Here is a 17,238-nt window from a genome sequence, read left to right on the forward strand (position 1 = left end):
AAATCGTATAAAACCTACACCCGATAGCAGTATTTCTATCGGGTTTCTTATTTTTGTGGCGATGTCAAGAACCGTCCGTATTTTTTCTATAGACACCCCTGAGCTCTTCAAGCAAAAACTGTTTGTTTGGGCTACACAATTTGAAACAGCTATTTGGCTAGATTCTAATAACTATGAGCAACAATACAGCTCTTTTGATTGCGCTTTGGCTGTAGAAGAGTTTACTTCTATCAAAACAGATTACTATAATGCTTTTGATAAACTAAAAGAATATCAGTCTTTCACCAAAGACTACATCTTTGGTTACATTAGTTATGATGTTAAAAATGATACTGAAAGACTAACCTCTAATAATTTTGACGGGCTTCATTTTCCTGACTTGTATTTTTTTCAACCTCAAAAATTAATTTTCATCAAAGGAAACACAGTTGAATTTCACTACTTACAAATGATTGATGATGAATTGGAAGAAGATTTTGAAGACATTATTGAAACGAACCCTTCTATTGATCATTCTCAACAAGAGGGAACTGATGACGTAAAAATAAAATTACGTATCCATAAAGATGAATACCATCAAAAAGTAGAAAAAGTATTAGAACATATACATAGAGGAGATATTTATGAAGCTAACTTCTGTCAAGAATTCTATGCAGAAAACACTGTTATAAATCCCTATAGAGTATACACACAATTAAACAAAATATCAGAACCTCCTTTTGCAACGTTTTTTAGAAACGACAATCATTACCTACTATCAGCAACTCCCGAACGATATCTTAGAAAAGAAGATTCTAAAATTATTTCGCAACCTATTAAAGGGACAGCAAAACGTTTAATTGACCCGATTGAAGATGAAAAAATAGCTTTTGATTTAGCTCGTGACGAAAAAGAACGGTCAGAGAATATTATGATTGTAGATTTAGTTCGTAACGACTTATCGAGAACAGCTAAAAAAGGAAGTGTTTTCGTAGAAGAACTATGTAAAGTATACTCCTTTAAGCAAGTACATCAAATGATTTCTACTATCGTTTCAGAAATTGAGAACACCACACATCCAGTCGATGTAATTAAAGACACCTTTCCAATGGGGAGTATGACTGGAGCTCCAAAAATTTCTGCCATGAAAATCATTGAAGAATTAGAAGAAACCAAACGTGGTTTATACTCTGGAACCATAGGCTATTTTACTCCAAATGGTGACTTCGATTTTAACGTAGTTATCCGAAGTATTTTATACAATTCCGATAACAAATACGTTTCATACTCCGTTGGTGGGGCTATTACAGCAAAATCTACTCCAGAAAAGGAGTATGAAGAATGCTTACTCAAAGCCAAGGCTATGAAATATGTTTTAACGCACACTAACAAAAGTTAACTATATTTATAGCAAATACTCAGAAAAAAGTATTTCTAATCAAAAAACTATTACAAAAAATAAAGAGATGAAAAACACAATTAAACTTATACTGTTCGTTGCTATTATTGCATCAATGACGTCTTGTAAAGCAAACAAGTATTCATTTTTAAACGACTATCCTACTAAAAATGTTCCTTTGGTTGACAGTACAAACTTTAGCAATCATGTAGAGGGTAAATTATTAACCAAACCACAACAAGAGCTTTTAAAACTTCCTTCAATTTTCGAAGAACAATTAAATGAGAAAAACGCTAAAATTGGTATTTCTTATCTTCCTAAAATATCAGAAAACTTTCAATCGGTAGTATATTATTTCTATCCAAATAATACTGAGTTAATCTCTATGTTGGTTACTTACGATAAACAATTCAATATAATTAATAGTCAAGTATTGGCTTATGATGAAATAGCAGAAGGAATGTTAAAAACCACCTCTACTCTTAATAAAAACAGTATTGAATTAGTTGAATATATTTCTGACGCTCCTTCTACTATTATTTTTAATATTTTAGAAGACGGAAACATTACTAGAGACTAATGACACACCATACATTTACATTCAATTTTCATAAAACTGAGTTTTTTGGTCAATATTGGCAACCAGAAACTGCTAAAGCCATCGTTGTAATTATTCACGGAATGGGAGAACATTCTGGAAGGTATGAACACGTCGCAAAAAAGCTTACTGATAATAATTTTGGAGTAATTGCTTTTGATCACTTCGGACATGGAAAAACAACAGGAAAAAGAGGACATAACCCAGGTTACAATTATGTTTTAAAAAGTGTAACCAAACTAATTGAAAAAGCGAAAGAGGTTTTTGGTAACAAACCTACCTTTTTATATGGGCATTCTATGGGAGGTAACACTGTAATTAATTACACGCTTAGAGAAAATCACCATCTAAACGGAGTCATCGCTACCAGTCCTTTTTTACGTTTGGCTTTTCAGCCACCTGCTTGGAAACTTTCGTTGGGAAAAGTAATGCAAAAAATAGCTCCCTCTGTTACTTTAGGAAATGAGTTAGATGCTAATGATGTATCTCGTGACCCTATTGAAGTTGAAAAATATCGTAATGACTCATTAGTTCATGATAAGGTGAGTCCTAATTTTTCTTTATCTTTTATTGATGCTGGTGAATGGGCTATTAAAAATGCCTCCTCTTTAAAAACACCAATGTTCTTATTACATGGTACAGGTGATAAAATTATTGATTACAAAGGCACAGAAGCTTTTGCAAACAATACTACTAAAGCTAGTATAAAATTATTCGAAGGTGGGTATCATGAATTACAAAATGACTTATGTAAAGAAGAAATGTTACAAGATGTTGTAAACTGGCTAAACACTCAATTACAATAATTATTATTTCCATGCTCCAACAATTAGCAAAACATATTGACGAACAATTTTCTTTTTTAAAAGAAAAAAAGTTGCTAATTGCTATCTCAGGAGGAGTTGATAGTGTGGTACTAGTACACCTATTACATCAGCTACATTTCAATATTTCATTAGCGCATTGTAATTTTCAATTAAGAGGAAAAGAAAGTGATTTAGACGAAGTATTTGTTAAAGAATTAGGAAAAAGCTTGAGCATTCAAACATTTACAACACACTTTAACACGAATGAATATGCAACTAAAAATAAATTATCAACACAACTAGCAGCAAGAGAGTTACGTTACCATTGGTTTGACACCTTAAGCAAAGAAAATACTTTTGATTATATATTAACAGCGCATCATGCTGATGATAATTTAGAAACCTTTTTAATTAATCTCTCTCGAGGTACGGGATTAGAAGGTTTGACTGGAATACCTTCAATTAATGGAAATATCATTAGACCGTTACTTCCTTTTTCTCGTGAAGAGATTCTAACCTTTGCTCAACACAACAATATTGAATGGCGGGAAGATGAAAGTAATGCAGAAACTAAATATTTGAGAAATAAGATTCGTCATCAAATAACACCAACACTAAAAGAACTGAATCCCAATATCTTAAACAATTTCAACAAAACAATTGATCATTTAAAAGAATCTCAACAAATTGTTAATGATAAAATAGCAGAAATTACTCATAAAATAGTCTCAAACGAGGGTGATTTGTTAAAAATTAGCATTGAAAAACTGTTAAAATTATCCAATCCAAAAGCATACCTATATCAGCTGTTAAAGCCCTATGAATTCAAGGAATGGAACGATGTTTACAACTTGATTTATGCACAATCTGGCAAGCAAATTTTAACAAAATTTTATACTTTGTGGAAAGACAGAGATTTTTTATTACTTTTACGCACTAATGAAAAAAGTTCTTTCGAGGAAGAATATTTCATTAGTAGGGAGGAAAACAAAGAAATTACAGCGCCAATTAAGCTGCTACTAAAAAGGGTTCAAAGGAAAACAAATACTGACAATAAAAGTATTTACGTTGATAATGAATTACTTAACTTCCCCCTTAAACTTAGACGGTGGAAATCCGGTGACTTTTTTTATCCTAAGGGCATGTTAGGCAAAAAAAAAGTAAGTAAGTATTTTAAAGACGAAAAAATATCAATAGTAAACAAAAATAAAATTTGGTTGCTCTGTTCCAGTAAAAACGAGATTATTTGGATAGTAGGAAAACGACAAGATAGACGCTTTTTACCCACAGAAAAAACAACCAAACTATTAAAAATTAGTATTTAATTAACCCCATCAAACTACATATAGAATGAAAAAATTCTTTACTCTATTTTTATTATTCATAGGTTTAGCGGTTTATTCTCAATCTGATGATAACCCCGTAGTTGTTACTCCTAAAGTAGAGAAAATCTCTGATACTGAGTACGACTTAATTTTTGACGTGTTAATTGCTGAAGACTGGCATTTATACTCTCAGTATAATCCAGAAGATGCTTCACTACCTATGACAATTACACCAGCAGAAGGACAATCTGGATATACCTTAAATGGTAAAGCCAAAGAAAGTGAAACAGAAACTCAGTTTAGTGAAATCTGGGGAAAAGATGAAATCTTTTTTGTTGAAGAAGGTAAAATAGTACAACGAATTACTCTTTCTGACACTACTTTAACAAAAATCACCTTAAATCTTGACGCGCAAGTATGTAAGGAATACTGTTTACCTTTTGATGAAGATTTTACATTTTCATTAACCGGAGAAGAAGTAGCACAAACTGTTGCTGAAGTTGATGATAAAAGTAAAGAGTTATCTCAAACTTTAAACTTAGACTTAAAAAACACTGTTTTATTAAAAAGCTCAACTGAATCAAGCTCAGGTGAAGAGGAAGACAATAGCCTATTAAATATTTTCTTATTAGGTTTTGTAGGTGGGTTATTAGCTTTTTTAACCCCATGTGTATTCCCAATGGTTCCTTTAACGGTATCTTTTTTCACCAAACGTACCGAGAAAAAAGGAAAAGGTGTTGGTAGTGCTGTTTTATACGGTTTCTTTATCGTATTAATTTATGGGTTAATAAGTTTACCTTTCCATTTCTTAGATACATTAGATCCTGAAATATTAAATAGTATTTCAACGAACATTTGGTTAAACTTATTCTTCTTTGTTATTCTAATATTCTTTGCTGGTTCGTTCTTCGGCTTTTACGAATTAACATTACCTAGCTCTTGGAGTAATAAAGCAGATAGCGCTTCTAATATTGGAGGAGTAATCGGAATTTTCTTCATGGCATTAACTTTAGCTATTGTATCATTCTCTTGTACAGGACCAATTTTAGGGTCATTATTAGCAGGATCGTTAAGCGGTGGAGCTATGCAATTATCAGTAGGTATGGTAGGGTTTGGATTAGCTTTAGCATTACCATTTGCTTTGTTCGCTATGTTCCCTAACTGGTTAAACACCTTACCAAAATCTGGTGGATGGTTAAATACTGTTAAAGTTGTTTTAGGGTTTATTGAATTAGCTTTTGCTTTCAAATTCTTATCAAATGCTGATTTAGTAGGTCACTGGGGATTATTAAAAAGAGAAATCTTTATTGGTATCTGGGCTTTAATTGCACTTTTATTAGCTCTTTACTTATTTGGATTTATTGGTAAACGATATGGAAAAATGACTCTTTTTAGAGTGTTAATAGGAATCGGTGCATTAGGTTTAGCGGTGTATTTAGCACCAGGTGTTATGGAGAAACCAGCATGGAGTCAAAATGAATTATTAAGTGGATTTGCTCCACCTAAATTCCACAGTATCTATCAAAAAGACAATCACTGTCCGCTTAACTTAAATTGTTTTAAAGATTTTGATGAAGGTATTGCTTACGCAAAATCAGTTAACAAACCAGTATTATTAGATTTTACAGGATGGGCATGTGTTAACTGTCGTAAAATGGAAGAGAATATTTGGAGTCAACCAAACATCTACTCTTTAATTAATGACGATTATGTATTAATTTCATTATATGTAGATGACCACCAAAGAATGTTACCAGAAGAAGAGCAATTCGACTTTATCAAATCTAATGGAAAAGTAAAGAGAATTAGAACTTATGGTGATAAATGGGCAACTTTACAAGCTGCTAACTTTAAAACAGCTTCTCAACCATTCTATGTGTTAATGAGTCCAGAATTAGAGGTATTAAACTCACCTCAACAATATACAGATCATACAACTTACTACAATTGGTTAAAAACTGGTTTAGACAGATTCAACGCTAACTAATTTTAGTATTCGTATTATAATATTTAAAGCCTCTTTTTAAAAAGAGGCTTTTTTTATATCTTTCAATAAAAAATATATGACACCAGAAACTATTATCAGTATATTTTTAGGAATAGGCTTAGCCGCTTCAGTAGGCTTTAGAGTGTTTTTACCGCTATTTGCATTGAGTTTAGCAGGATATTATAACCTTATCCCTTTAAATCAAAACTGGCTATGGGTAGCTAGTTCACCAGCTATTATAACCTTGGGAGTCGCTACAATATTAGAAATATTTGCCTATTATATTCCTTGGTTTGATAACTTACTCGATACTGTAGCAATTCCATTAGCTGCTATTGCTGGTACTGCTGTAATGGTTTCAACTGTAGCTGATTTATCTCCGGTAATCACTTGGGCTTTGGCAATTATAGCTGGTGGAGGAACCGCTACAGCCATTAAGGGCACTGCTGCTTCTACTCGACTTAGCTCTACCGCAACAACTGGTGGAATTGCCAACCCTGTTATTTCAACTGTAGAAACAGGCACTTCAATAGTAATGACTGCCTTTTCCATTTTTTTGCCTATAGTAGCTGTTATTGCAGTGATTTTAATATTTATTGGCATCCGTAAAATATATAAGTCCCTCTTTCCTATGTCGAAAAAGGCATAGTTATTGGTACTCTTTTTATAAATGGAACTTTATGAAAAATAGCATCACCACCCTTTTTTTAATAGCAGCTATGTTTACTGCTACTGCCCAAGAAGTCGATAAAAAAGAGAAAACACCTAAAAGTATTTACACCTTTTCTAAGGTATCAACTCTTTTTTATGATTCATCAACAATAAACAAAAATCTAGATTTAACAGGATTCTCATTTTTTATTGTAAGTCAACAAGATATTGACAACAATACTTTCTCTATCCCATTTAACAAACTTAGTAAAAAGCCCACAGCCTTAATTTATGATGATTATATCGATTATCAGAACAACAATCTTTTAAAAGGCTTCTTAAAAAAGAATAATCCAACTCGTTGGACTCCACAGCAAATGCAATTACAATAACTTTTATTTTTTTCTCTATCTTTAACGAAAAGAGAAAAATATGCTAGTAAAAGTCTATGGAAGTGCTGTTTTTGGTATTGAAGCAACTACAATTACTGTTGAAGTAAATATGGATAAAGGTATAGGATACCACTTGGTGGGGTTACCTGATAAAGCTGTAAGTGAAAGTTCGTATCGAATTTCTGCTGCCTTAACTAACAACAGCTACAAATTTCCTGGAAAGAAAATTATTATTAACATGGCACCTGCCGACATTCGTAAAGAGGGTGCTGCCTATGACTTAACCTTAGCTATTGGGATTTTAGCGGCTTCCAATCAAATAAAATCAGAACATATTGATGCATATATTATTATGGGAGAACTTTCTCTTGATGGAAGTTTACAACCCATAAAAGGAGCCTTATCCATAGCTATCAAAGCACGTGAAGAAGGCTTTAAACATTTTATCCTACCCAAAGAGAATGCTAAAGAAGCTGCTATTGTTAGTGACTTAAATATTCTTGGAGTAGACAATATTATGGAAGTTGTCAATCATTTTGATGGCAACAAGCAAATCGAACCTACAACCGTTGATACTCAGGCTGAATTTTACAAACATATCAACTTTCCAGAATTTGATTTTGCTGATGTAAAAGGACAAGAATCTATAAAGCGTTGTATGGAAATTGCTGCAGCTGGCGGACATAATATTATTCTTATTGGACCTCCAGGAGCGGGTAAAACAATGTTAGCAAAACGTTTGCCTTCCATTCTACCTCCTATGACCTTACAAGAAGCTTTAGAAACCACAAAAATTCATTCTGTAGTTGGAAAAGTAACAAACACTGGCTTGGTGTATCAGCGTCCTTTTCGTTCTCCACATCATACTATTTCTGATGTTGCACTCGTAGGTGGAGGGCAATATCCGCAACCAGGTGAAATATCTTTGGCACATAATGGTGTGTTATTTTTAGATGAACTACCCGAGTTTAAACGTACTGTTTTAGAAGTAATGCGCCAACCTTTAGAAGATCGAGAAGTTACCATATCACGCGCTCGTTTTACTGTAAACTACCCTAGTAGTTTTATGTTAGTAGCAAGTATGAACCCCAGTCCTTCAGGATATTTCAATAATCCTGACTCACCTGTCACCTCCTCTCCTGCCGAAATGCAACGATATTTAAGTAAAATTTCTGGCCCCTTGTTAGATAGAATAGACATTCACATTGAAGTAACTCCAGTGCCTTTTGATAAACTTTCTGACGAACGAAAAGGAGAAAGTAGCGTAGATATTAGAAAAAGAGTTACCCATGCTCGTGAAATACAAACAACTAGATTTAAAGACTTTGAAAACATTCATTACAACGCACAAATGAATGTAAAGCAAATTCGTGAATTTTGTAAATTATCAGAAGAAAGTAAGAACTTATTAAAAATAGCCATGGAAAGATTAAACCTATCGGCTAGGGCTTATGACAGAATTTTAAAAGTATCTCGTACTATTGCCGATTTAACTTCTTCCGAAAACATACAATCCGAACATATTACCGAAGCTATTCAATACAGAAGTCTAGACCGTGAAGGTTGGTTGGGATAATTATGACATTAAAATTCAAGCAAGCCTAGGGCTTCAAAAAACAGTTAGGGAAATGTTAAAAAATTGTGCTTTCATTTAAAATCACTAATTTAGACGCTTATTATAACGCTAAACAGCAAAATTAAACATACACCCTAATGAAAAAACTAGTTTACTTATTGGCATTTTCTATTGCCTTAGTTTCATGTAAAGAGGAGCAAAAAGATTATGTGACTTTTTCTGGAAAAATTACCAACAAAAACTCTGAAACAGTTACTATTTCTAACCCTCAATTTAAATTCAACAAAGTAATTAAAGTTGGTGAGGACGGAACCTTTAAAGATACTATGAATGTAAAAGATGGTTTCTACAGACTTTTTGATGGTAAAGAATACGCTACTTTATACTTAAAAAATGGAGCCGATATTAACGTAACAGTTGATGCTAAAGAATTTGATGAAACGATAACTTATACGGGTGCTGGTTTTGAAGAAAGTGCTTTCTTAGCTCAATCTTCTTTAAATCAAGAAAAATTATTTGGAGATAAAGAATTAATGGATTTGCCGGAGTTAGATTTCAGATCTAAAATTTCTTCTTTTGTTGACGACTTTAACAAAAGATTTGAAGGAGCTTCATTAGATTCTACGTTCGTTGCAAACCAAAAACAAAGTATTACTGGTTTAGAAAAGTACTTAACTAAAATGTATAACGACAAGCAATACATTGCTAAAAACTTAGCTAAAGGTGCTGAATCTCCTAAGTTTGTTGATTATGAAAACAATGCGGGTGGCACTACTTCTTTAGATGATTTAAAAGGGAAATATGTGTATATCGATTTATGGGCTACTTGGTGTCAACCATGTAAAAACGAAATTCCTTTCTTAAAAAAAGTTGAAGAAAAATACCACAATAAAAATATTGAGTTTGTAAGTATTTCTGTTGACAGACAAAAAGACTACGAAACTTGGAAAAAAATGATTGTTGATAAAGAATTATCGGGTGTACAATTATATGCTAAAGAAGACAACGCTTTTATGGATGCGTACAGAGTATCAGGAATTCCAAGATTTATTTTATTAGATCCAGAAGGAAAAATTGTAGACTCTAATGCTCCAAGACCTTCTAATCCTAAATTAGTTGAGTTATTTGAATCATTAAATATCTAGTCTTAAAAGACGTTTATAATAAAAAAACCCACTAATTAGTGGGCTTTTTTATTGCTTATATTATTCTTCTTTAGATTTATTAAAAATAATTATATTTGCCGAATGAATTTTTTTATAGAAGAATTATCATTTAAAATATCTTGCGGTGGCAGAAACTGCTACCAACTAGATTTAGGCTATAAAGTAATCGACTTTACTTTCTGTCAGCTATTAGCCTTCAGGAAAAAAGTATTAGAATACGCTTCTTATGAATCATTAGAAACGATTATCGATGGAGACAACTTCATACTCCTTTTTGCAGCAGACAACAAACACCTATTATTCCTAGAAGTACCTCAACTTATAGAGTTAAGAGAACTTCTTTTATCTGTTTTCAAACAGAAAACCCTTTACTAAGACTAGCTTTAAATTAGGCACTCCATTCTTTTTAAAGCCTTATAATCTGTATCTTTATAGTATTAAAACTAAACAAAATATTATGGAAACAGCAATAAGAAGAGACATGATTTTAGATGTGGAAGTAGTTGATTTGCTAAACCACCAAATAACGATGGAGCAACACGCTTCTTCTAAATACTTAGCCATGGCATCATGGTGCGATCAAAGAGAACTTAGAAATAGCGCAGCATACTTTTATAAGCAAGCGGAAGAAGAAAGAGAGCACATGATGAAAATATTCAAATTCATTAACGATAATGGCGGTAGTGCAATGTCACCTATAGCTACTGAAGTTGCTCACGAATTTGAAAGCTTACGAGCTATTTTTGAAGCTTCGTTAGATGCAGAAATAGAAGTTACCAAATCTATTCACCACGTATTTAAAACCGCAAGAAAAGTAGGCGATTTCACTTCTGAAATCTTTTTACAATGGTTTGTAACAGAACAAGCGGAAGAAGAAGAAAAAGTAAGAGATATATTAGACCTAATTGGTTTAATGGAAGATATGCCATTAAAAATGATTGATGAGCGTATTCCTACTGAATAAAACAAAACGTTTATAAACAGCATAAAAAAATCCCGCAACTAAGTTGCGGGATTTTTTATTATCTTTTTAATAGAAGAGCCTCTATTCTCGCCAATCGTTCTTTTAATTTTCCTGTTTCATCTTCTAGCTTCTTTAACTTAACATCTTTAGCATGTAATGCTTTTTCTTGCTCAATAGTATATAAGGTTAATTCTTCTATTTTCTGCAATAATTTGGCATTCATTTTCCCTAATTCAATTCCTCCATTGTCATTCACTTCTTTAGCACTCGGAATATTTTTTAGGTGTCCTTTTTCGTTAATGTATTGTTCTACCTCAGTAAGTGTTGGTAACTTATAGTCTTTTTTAAACACATAATCAGGCCAATTGGTTTGCAGTTGTACTTTCACTTCTTCGGTAATGGTTTTACCTGCAACTGCTAATTTATAGCCTGTTGGTGCTAAAAGTGTACCTACAGCCACATTTCCACCTCCTCTAGCTAAAGAAATATTATTAGTACTAAATCGATTAAGTTGCATAGTACCTCCGGTTAAATCAATACTTCCATTTCCTGCATCTAATTTAATTTTTCTTCCATTTACGGTATTTCTTGACTGAATACTTCCATCTACAATATCCAATTTTTGCTCAGGAGTTGCTGTACCAATACCTACATTTCCATTAGAAAAATAATGATTCCCACTACCTTCAACTTTCAACAGCCCACTCGTTTTTACATCACTCTTAGAATCTAACAAAGTTCTCCAGTTATTATAATCTCCTTGAACACCGTTTTCTGCGATAGCTCCGGTATGTCTACTAATTCTAAAATACATTTTTTTAGTAACTGCTCCGAAGTAAATATTATTTTCCCAATGATTAGATCTTCCATTTATTGCTAATAATGTTCCATACCAATTATTGTCTGGGGAACTCCCTCCAGGCCTTTGAGTATTGTAATCATCAAATAATTTTATACTCATTGGAGATATTTGAGTTCTTGGCATTTTTGAAAAATCAAAATACTCAATAGGAAATTTATACTCTTTTGCCGTTACTTTACCTGTAGTGGTATTATCACCTGTGTTTGTCCATTGCGCATGTATTCTTGTATAAAAACATACACATACTAATGTTAGTATAATTCTTTTCATATTGTAAAATTTAAATTATTAATTCATAGCTAAAAGATACTTCGCAAGTAAAGTCCTTCTATTTACAATAATTTTTGTACGAGTTTCTCCAGCTTACTTAATCTTTCTTTTAATTCGTTATTTTCTTTTTTAGCTGCTTTAAGCTTTTTAATTTCCTTCTCCTGCTCAATAGTATATAAGGTTAATTCTTCTATTTTCTGCAATAATTTGGCATTCATTTTCCCTAATTCAATTCCTCCATTGTCATTCACTTCTTTAGCACTCGGAATATTTTTTAGGTGTCCTTTTTCGTTAATGTATTGTTCTACCTCAGTAAGTGTTGGTAACTTATAGTCTTTTTTAAACACATAATCAGGCCAATTGGTTTGCAGTTGTACTTTCACTTCTTCGGTAATGGTTTTACCTGCAACTGCTAATTTATAGCCTGTTGGTAATGAAATAGTTCCTATTGACATATCTCCTTTAAAATAAGCACCTCCATTTGTTGCATTGAAATTTATCATTGAAACACCTCCTGTATTTCTCAAATTAAAGTTTTGATTTCCAAACATTCTAATATAACTTCCTGTTGAACTTGAAGACATAAAAAGCGTGTTTCCAGCCCCATCTGTAGATTTTATAATTCCTTTAACATCTAATGGGGTTTGAGGAGAACTTGTACCAATACCTACATTTCCATTTTCATCGATACGCATTTTTTCTACAGCATCTGTGCTATTCACTCCTGTTGTTCCAAAAACAAGACTCCCTTTTCTTCCATAAGTTTCTTTTGCTAAACTTCTAATAAAGGAACTTATATGTTTTCCATCTACGTCTCCGTTATAAAACTGAATCTCTCCTAACACCTGATTATCAACAGCATTTACATCTTTATTTGAAATTCTAAGTATGGGTACGTTTGTCCCGTCATTATTACCACCCTCTATTTCTAATTTTGTAGAAGGAGTTGCTGTACCAATACCAACATTGCCATTAGAAATATAATGATTCCCACTACCTTCAACTTTCAACAGCCCACTCGTTTTTACATCACTCTTAGAATCTAACAAAGTTCTCCATTCATGAAAGTCTCCTGTAACACCATTCTCTGCACCGCCACCGCCCCATGTACTAGTTCTAAAATACATTTTCTTTGTTGTGGCACCTAAATAAATATTTGATTCCCAATGACCAGATCTTCCATAAACAGCTAATAATGTTCCATAAGAGTTATTGTCGGGAGAGCTTCCCCCTGGTCTTTGTGTATAATAATCGTCAAAAAGCTTGATACTCATAGGACTTAATTGTGTTCTTGGCATTTGTGAAAAATCAAAATACTCAATAGGAAATTTATACTCTTTTGCCGTTACTTTACCTGTAGTGGTATTATCACCCGTGTTTGTCCATTGCGCATGTATTCTTGTATAAAAACATACACATACTAATGTTAGTATAATTCTTTTCATATTGTAAAATTTAAATTATTGATTCATAGCAAAAGGAGTCATTTCTGTAGCATATTTTTGCAAATGTACACAAAAAAATCCCGCAACTATGTTGCGGGATTTTTTATGTCTTGATTCTTGATTCTAAAAATCTATAATCTAGTATCTATAGTGTTCTGGTTTGTATGGACCTTCAACAGTTACTCCAATATATTCAGCTTGATCTTCACGTAACTCAGTTAACTCAACACCAATCTTAGCTAAGTGTAATTTTGCTACTTTTTCATCTAAGTGTTTTGGTAACATATATACTTCGTTTTTATACGCATCAGAATTTTTCCATAACTCGATTTGTGCTAAGGTTTGGTTTGTAAAAGAGTTAGACATTACAAAACTTGGGTGACCTGTAGCACAACCTAAGTTTACTAAACGTCCTTCAGCTAATACAATAATATCGTTTCCTTTAACAGTATACTTATCAACTTGAGGCTTAATTTCAACCTTAGTATCTCCGTAAGTTTCATTTAACCAAGTCATTTGGATTTCATTATCGAAGTGACCGATGTTACAAACGATTGTTTTGTCCTTCATTGCTTCGAAGTGCTCAGCACGAACGATATCTTTGTTACCAGTAGTCGTAATTACGATATCAGCTTTACCAACAACAGTTTCTAATTTCTTTACTTCAAAACCGTCCATAGCAGCTTGTAACGCACAAATAGGATCAATCTCAGTAACCGTAACGATAGAACCAGCTCCACGGAAAGATGCCGCAGTACCTTTACCAACATCACCATAACCACAAACCACTACTCTTTTACCAGCTAACATTACATCAGTAGCACGACGAATTGCATCTACAGCAGATTCTTTACATCCGTACTTATTGTCAAACTTCGATTTCGTAACCGAGTCATTTACGTTAATAGCAGGCATTGGTAAGGTTCCATTCTTAACACGCTCGTATAAACGGTGTACTCCAGTCGTAGTTTCTTCAGACAACCCTTTAATTCCAGGAGCTAACTCAGGATATTTATCTAAAACCATATTCGTTAAATCACCACCATCATCTAAAATCATGTTTAATGGCTTCTTATCTTCACCAAAGAATAATGTTTGTTCAATACACCAATCAAACTCTTCCTCGTTCATACCTTTCCAAGCATATACTGGAGTTCCAGCAGCAGCAATAGCCGCAGCAGCTTGATCTTGCGTAGAGAAAATATTACAAGAACTCCAAGTAACCTCAGCTCCTAAAGCCTGTAACGTTTCAATTAAAACCGCAGTTTGAATCGTCATGTGTAAACATCCTGCAATTCTTGCTCCCTTTAAAGGTTGCTCATCTTTATACTCTTCGCGTAAACTCATTAACCCTGGCATTTCAGCTTCTGCCAATTCAATCTCTTTTCTTCCCCAATCAGCTAAAGAAATATCTTTAACTTTGTAAGGAACATATGTCGCGGTTTTTGTGCTCATATTTTTGTATATTTATGTATCTTAAATTTGAGTCGCAAAATTACGAAATAACTTTCTAAAATATGCCTCTTTACAAAACATTAACGGTAAACAACCATGCTAAAGCATTGATTTGGAAGATTGAAGAATCTTTTGAACAACTTTCTAACGGCGTTTCTTTAACAAAAGGAAATCAGCAAAGAGTAAACAGCATGAAGTCCGATTTACACCAAAGAGGCTTTATGAGCGTACGCCATTTACTAAAAGAAGTTGGCTATACCGATGATGATTTACTGTACGATGGCTACGGAAAACCACATTTAAAAGACGGCAAATTTATTTCAATAACCCATTCATTCATCTTTTCGGCAATTATTATTTCCGATACACAACCTGTGGGGATAGATATTGAAATGCAGCGCGACAAAATTGTAAAAATCGCACACAAATTCACCCCCATAGAAGAATACAAATCTATTGCCAACCACGATGCGTTAGTTAGTAAACTCACCATTGTTTGGGGTGCCAAAGAAAGTTTGTATAAAATCTACGGAAAGAAAAAATTGCTCTTCTTAGAAAACATTTATATTGAAGACTTCTCTTTTGATACCAATCAAACCACTGGAAAAATCTTGTACGAAGGACAAACCTCTGAGTACGACATCCACTTTTTAGAAATGGAAGGATTCACCTGCGTGTGTGCTTGTTAAAAAATACCTACTCTGAATCACAACTTTGCCACCATGAGACTTTGAAGCTCTACATCTTTGCGACTCTGAAACTTTGCCACTCCAAAAAAACTCCCAAAACCTTTCCCGCGTAACAACAACTTAACTTTAGTAACTTTGCATCTTTCTAATTAGGAACAATCATGAAAATATCCGTAGAACTAACCTTAAGTCCGCTTCAGAACGAATTTGAAGAACCAATTATCAATTTCATCAAAAAATTAAGAGCCTCGGGATTAACCGTATTAGAGAATCCTTTGAGTACACAGGTATATGGAGATTATGATACCGTGATGCATTTGGTGACTTCTGAATTGAAAAATGCTTTTGAATTGATTGACAACGGATTGCTGTTCATGAAAATCGTAAAAACCGATCGTAGCGATTATGAGCCAACTTTTTGATTTCCTTTTTGGGCAGTATGCTGATTACAATCCTATTGATGTTTGGCTAGAAATTATTGCTGTTATCTTTGGGTTTTTATCCGTTTGGTATTCAAAACAGAATAAAATTTGGGTATTCCCTACGGGGATGATAAGCACTGCTATTTTTGTGTACCTCTTGTTAAAATGGGAATTATTAGGCGATATGATGATTAACGGGTACTACTTTATGATGAGTGTATACGGTTGGTATATCTGGACACGAAAAGTAGACGCCACCCATGTAACTCCTATTTCTAGAACCACCTCTAAAGAAAAAAAACAAAGTGTAGCCATATTTGTAGCCACCTTAGTTTTTGTCTATGCTGTGTATACCATTTTTGATAAATGGACAAGCTGGACAGCTTATGTAGACACCGTTACTACTGCCATTTTCTTTGTAGGAATGTGGCTCATGGCAAAACGAAAAATAGAAAACTGGATTTATTGGATTATTGGTGATATCATCTCCGTTCCTCTCTATTTTTATAAAGGATTTACCTTTACCAGTTTTCAATATTTATTATTTACCTTTATAGCAATTGCAGGATATTTAGCATGGAAAAAGCACTTACACAACAACCCATCAACCTTGTAAAGGTGGTATTATTTGGACCTGAAAGCACAGGAAAAACAACCCTTTCTGGTCAGTTAGCACGTCATTATAATACCGTTTGGGCTCCCGAATTTGCGCGTGAATACTTGCAAGATAAGTGGAACAACGAACGTAAAACTTGTGAGCAACATGATTTAATTCCGATTGCTGAAGGACAAATGGACTTGGAAAATGAATTGGCTAAAAAAGCGGATAAAGTACTCATCTGTGATACCGATTTATTGGAAACCAAAGTATATTCTGAAGAGTATTATGGCGGATTCGTAGACCCGAAATTAGACGAGGCTGCCATTGCAAATACTTACGATATTTATTTCTTAACCTATATCGATACGCCTTGGGAAGCCGATGATTTACGCGACAGACCTGAGCAACGATTGGAAATGTTTAAAGCCTTTGAAAATGCGTTGAAAAAATACAACCGTCCGTATGTGTTGTTAAAAGGCGACAAAGAAACCCGATTGAAAAAAGCGGTCGCAATTATTGATGAATTACTCACTAAAAAAGAAAACTTATACTCTTTTTCCGACACTCTTACCGATTTAGACATGCACTTTATGCACCAATCACCCGACACACCTAATTACGATATGTAAATATCGCTAAACGTCATTCCTT

At 33.5% G+C, this 17,238-nt stretch carries 18 protein-coding genes; 15 read left to right on the forward strand and 3 right to left on the reverse strand.

Features of this window, described 5'->3' with window-relative positions; all coding sequences use genetic code 11:
- Positions 1-61 precede the first annotated feature (61 nt).
- From pabB to V1T75_RS10745, 11 genes are all read left to right on the forward strand, one after another.
- A complete protein-coding gene (pabB, locus tag V1T75_RS10695) occupies positions 62-1,378 on the forward strand; it encodes an aminodeoxychorismate synthase component I (protein ID WP_330488533.1) in 1,317 nt (438 codons plus the stop codon).
- A 67-nt stretch (positions 1,379-1,445) separates the two neighbouring features.
- Positions 1,446-1,958, forward strand: a complete 513-nt coding sequence (locus V1T75_RS10700; RefSeq protein WP_330488534.1) for a hypothetical protein — start codon at positions 1,446-1,448, stop codon at positions 1,956-1,958.
- Positions 1,958-2,782, forward strand: coding sequence for an alpha/beta hydrolase (locus V1T75_RS10705; protein WP_330488535.1), 825 nt, complete (start codon positions 1,958-1,960; stop codon positions 2,780-2,782). The genes V1T75_RS10700 and V1T75_RS10705 overlap by 1 nt, the downstream gene beginning before the upstream one ends.
- Before the next feature lie 11 nt (positions 2,783-2,793).
- On the forward strand, positions 2,794-4,107 hold the full coding sequence (gene tilS / locus V1T75_RS10710; RefSeq protein WP_330488536.1) for a tRNA lysidine(34) synthetase TilS: 1,314 nt from the start codon (positions 2,794-2,796) through the stop codon (positions 4,105-4,107).
- A gap of 25 nt (positions 4,108-4,132) precedes the next feature.
- A complete protein-coding gene (locus tag V1T75_RS10715) occupies positions 4,133-6,094 on the forward strand; it encodes a protein-disulfide reductase DsbD family protein (RefSeq protein WP_330488537.1) in 1,962 nt (653 codons plus the stop codon).
- A 76-nt stretch (positions 6,095-6,170) separates the two neighbouring features.
- Positions 6,171-6,743 carry a DUF4126 domain-containing protein gene (locus V1T75_RS10720; RefSeq protein WP_330488538.1) on the forward strand — a complete coding sequence of 191 codons (573 nt, stop codon included), beginning with the start codon at positions 6,171-6,173 and terminating at the stop codon, positions 6,741-6,743.
- Positions 6,744-6,774: 31 nt separating this feature from the next.
- Entirely contained in the window at positions 6,775-7,137 is a 363-nt protein-coding gene (locus V1T75_RS10725) for a hypothetical protein (protein ID WP_330488539.1), read from the forward strand.
- A gap of 40 nt (positions 7,138-7,177) precedes the next feature.
- On the forward strand, positions 7,178-8,713 hold the full coding sequence (locus tag V1T75_RS10730) for a YifB family Mg chelatase-like AAA ATPase (RefSeq protein ID WP_330488540.1): 1,536 nt from the start codon (positions 7,178-7,180) through the stop codon (positions 8,711-8,713).
- Between the two features lie 137 nt (positions 8,714-8,850).
- A complete protein-coding gene (locus tag V1T75_RS10735; protein WP_330488541.1) occupies positions 8,851-9,858 on the forward strand; it encodes a TlpA family protein disulfide reductase in 1,008 nt (335 codons plus the stop codon).
- A 102-nt stretch (positions 9,859-9,960) separates the two neighbouring features.
- Entirely contained in the window at positions 9,961-10,254 is a 294-nt protein-coding gene (locus V1T75_RS10740) for a hypothetical protein (RefSeq protein ID WP_330488542.1), read from the forward strand.
- An 82-nt stretch (positions 10,255-10,336) separates the two neighbouring features.
- Positions 10,337-10,843, forward strand: a complete 507-nt coding sequence (locus tag V1T75_RS10745) for a ferritin (protein ID WP_330488543.1) — start codon at positions 10,337-10,339, stop codon at positions 10,841-10,843.
- A gap of 58 nt (positions 10,844-10,901) precedes the next feature.
- On the opposite strand, the gene V1T75_RS10750 is transcribed toward V1T75_RS10745, so the two are convergent.
- From V1T75_RS10750 to ahcY, 3 genes are all read right to left on the reverse strand, one after another.
- Positions 10,902-11,975, reverse strand: coding sequence for a hypothetical protein (locus V1T75_RS10750; protein ID WP_330488544.1), 1,074 nt, complete (start codon positions 11,973-11,975; stop codon positions 10,902-10,904).
- A 62-nt stretch (positions 11,976-12,037) separates the two neighbouring features.
- On the reverse strand, positions 12,038-13,420 hold the full coding sequence (locus V1T75_RS10755) for a DUF4200 domain-containing protein (protein WP_330488545.1): 1,383 nt from the start codon (positions 13,418-13,420) through the stop codon (positions 12,038-12,040).
- A 138-nt stretch (positions 13,421-13,558) separates the two neighbouring features.
- Positions 13,559-14,875 (reverse strand): adenosylhomocysteinase, encoded by a 1,317-nt coding sequence (gene ahcY, locus V1T75_RS10760; RefSeq protein ID WP_330488546.1) that lies wholly within the window; start codon positions 14,873-14,875, stop codon positions 13,559-13,561.
- A gap of 62 nt (positions 14,876-14,937) precedes the next feature.
- Between ahcY and V1T75_RS10765 the strand changes: the two genes are divergently transcribed.
- The 4 genes from V1T75_RS10765 (at position 14,938) to V1T75_RS10780 (ending at position 17,216) form a co-directional block, all read left to right on the forward strand.
- Positions 14,938-15,564, forward strand: a complete 627-nt coding sequence (locus V1T75_RS10765; protein WP_330488547.1) for a 4'-phosphopantetheinyl transferase family protein — start codon at positions 14,938-14,940, stop codon at positions 15,562-15,564.
- Positions 15,565-15,725: 161 nt separating this feature from the next.
- Complete coding sequence (locus tag V1T75_RS10770) at positions 15,726-15,986, forward strand: hypothetical protein (RefSeq protein WP_125345427.1); 261 nt, start codon at positions 15,726-15,728, stop codon at positions 15,984-15,986.
- Positions 15,970-16,602, forward strand: coding sequence for a nicotinamide riboside transporter PnuC (gene pnuC, locus V1T75_RS10775; RefSeq protein WP_330488548.1), 633 nt, complete (start codon positions 15,970-15,972; stop codon positions 16,600-16,602). Before V1T75_RS10770 ends, pnuC begins: the two co-directional genes overlap by 17 nt.
- Positions 16,563-17,216, forward strand: coding sequence for an ATP-binding protein (locus V1T75_RS10780; RefSeq protein WP_330488549.1), 654 nt, complete (start codon positions 16,563-16,565; stop codon positions 17,214-17,216). Before pnuC ends, V1T75_RS10780 begins: the two co-directional genes overlap by 40 nt.
- The last annotated feature ends 22 nt before the right edge of the window (positions 17,217-17,238 follow it).

It is taken from the genome of Tenacibaculum sp. FZY0031 (genome assembly GCF_036350695.1).
Classification (GTDB): Bacteria; Bacteroidota; Bacteroidia; order Flavobacteriales; family Flavobacteriaceae; genus Polaribacter.

Coding starts and splice junctions, on each gene's coding strand:
- pabB (WP_330488533.1), top strand. CDS start 62: ATGTCAAGAACCGTCCGTATTTTTTCTATAGACACCCCTGAGCTCTTC.
- V1T75_RS10700 (WP_330488534.1), top strand. CDS start 1,446: ATGAAAAACACAATTAAACTTATACTGTTCGTTGCTATTATTGCATCA.
- V1T75_RS10705 (WP_330488535.1), top strand. CDS start 1,958: ATGACACACCATACATTTACATTCAATTTTCATAAAACTGAGTTTTTT.
- tilS (WP_330488536.1), top strand. CDS start 2,794: ATGCTCCAACAATTAGCAAAACATATTGACGAACAATTTTCTTTTTTA.
- V1T75_RS10715 (WP_330488537.1), top strand. CDS start 4,133: ATGAAAAAATTCTTTACTCTATTTTTATTATTCATAGGTTTAGCGGTT.
- V1T75_RS10720 (WP_330488538.1), top strand. CDS start 6,171: ATGACACCAGAAACTATTATCAGTATATTTTTAGGAATAGGCTTAGCC.
- V1T75_RS10725 (WP_330488539.1), top strand. CDS start 6,775: ATGAAAAATAGCATCACCACCCTTTTTTTAATAGCAGCTATGTTTACT.
- V1T75_RS10730 (WP_330488540.1), top strand. CDS start 7,178: ATGCTAGTAAAAGTCTATGGAAGTGCTGTTTTTGGTATTGAAGCAACT.
- V1T75_RS10735 (WP_330488541.1), top strand. CDS start 8,851: ATGAAAAAACTAGTTTACTTATTGGCATTTTCTATTGCCTTAGTTTCA.
- V1T75_RS10740 (WP_330488542.1), top strand. CDS start 9,961: ATGAATTTTTTTATAGAAGAATTATCATTTAAAATATCTTGCGGTGGC.
- V1T75_RS10745 (WP_330488543.1), top strand. CDS start 10,337: ATGGAAACAGCAATAAGAAGAGACATGATTTTAGATGTGGAAGTAGTT.
- V1T75_RS10750 (WP_330488544.1), bottom strand. CDS start 11,975: ATGAAAAGAATTATACTAACATTAGTATGTGTATGTTTTTATACAAGA.
- V1T75_RS10755 (WP_330488545.1), bottom strand. CDS start 13,420: ATGAAAAGAATTATACTAACATTAGTATGTGTATGTTTTTATACAAGA.
- ahcY (WP_330488546.1), bottom strand. CDS start 14,875: ATGAGCACAAAAACCGCGACATATGTTCCTTACAAAGTTAAAGATATT.
- V1T75_RS10765 (WP_330488547.1), top strand. CDS start 14,938: ATGCCTCTTTACAAAACATTAACGGTAAACAACCATGCTAAAGCATTG.
- V1T75_RS10770 (WP_125345427.1), top strand. CDS start 15,726: ATGAAAATATCCGTAGAACTAACCTTAAGTCCGCTTCAGAACGAATTT.
- pnuC (WP_330488548.1), top strand. CDS start 15,970: ATGAGCCAACTTTTTGATTTCCTTTTTGGGCAGTATGCTGATTACAAT.
- V1T75_RS10780 (WP_330488549.1), top strand. CDS start 16,563: ATGGAAAAAGCACTTACACAACAACCCATCAACCTTGTAAAGGTGGTA.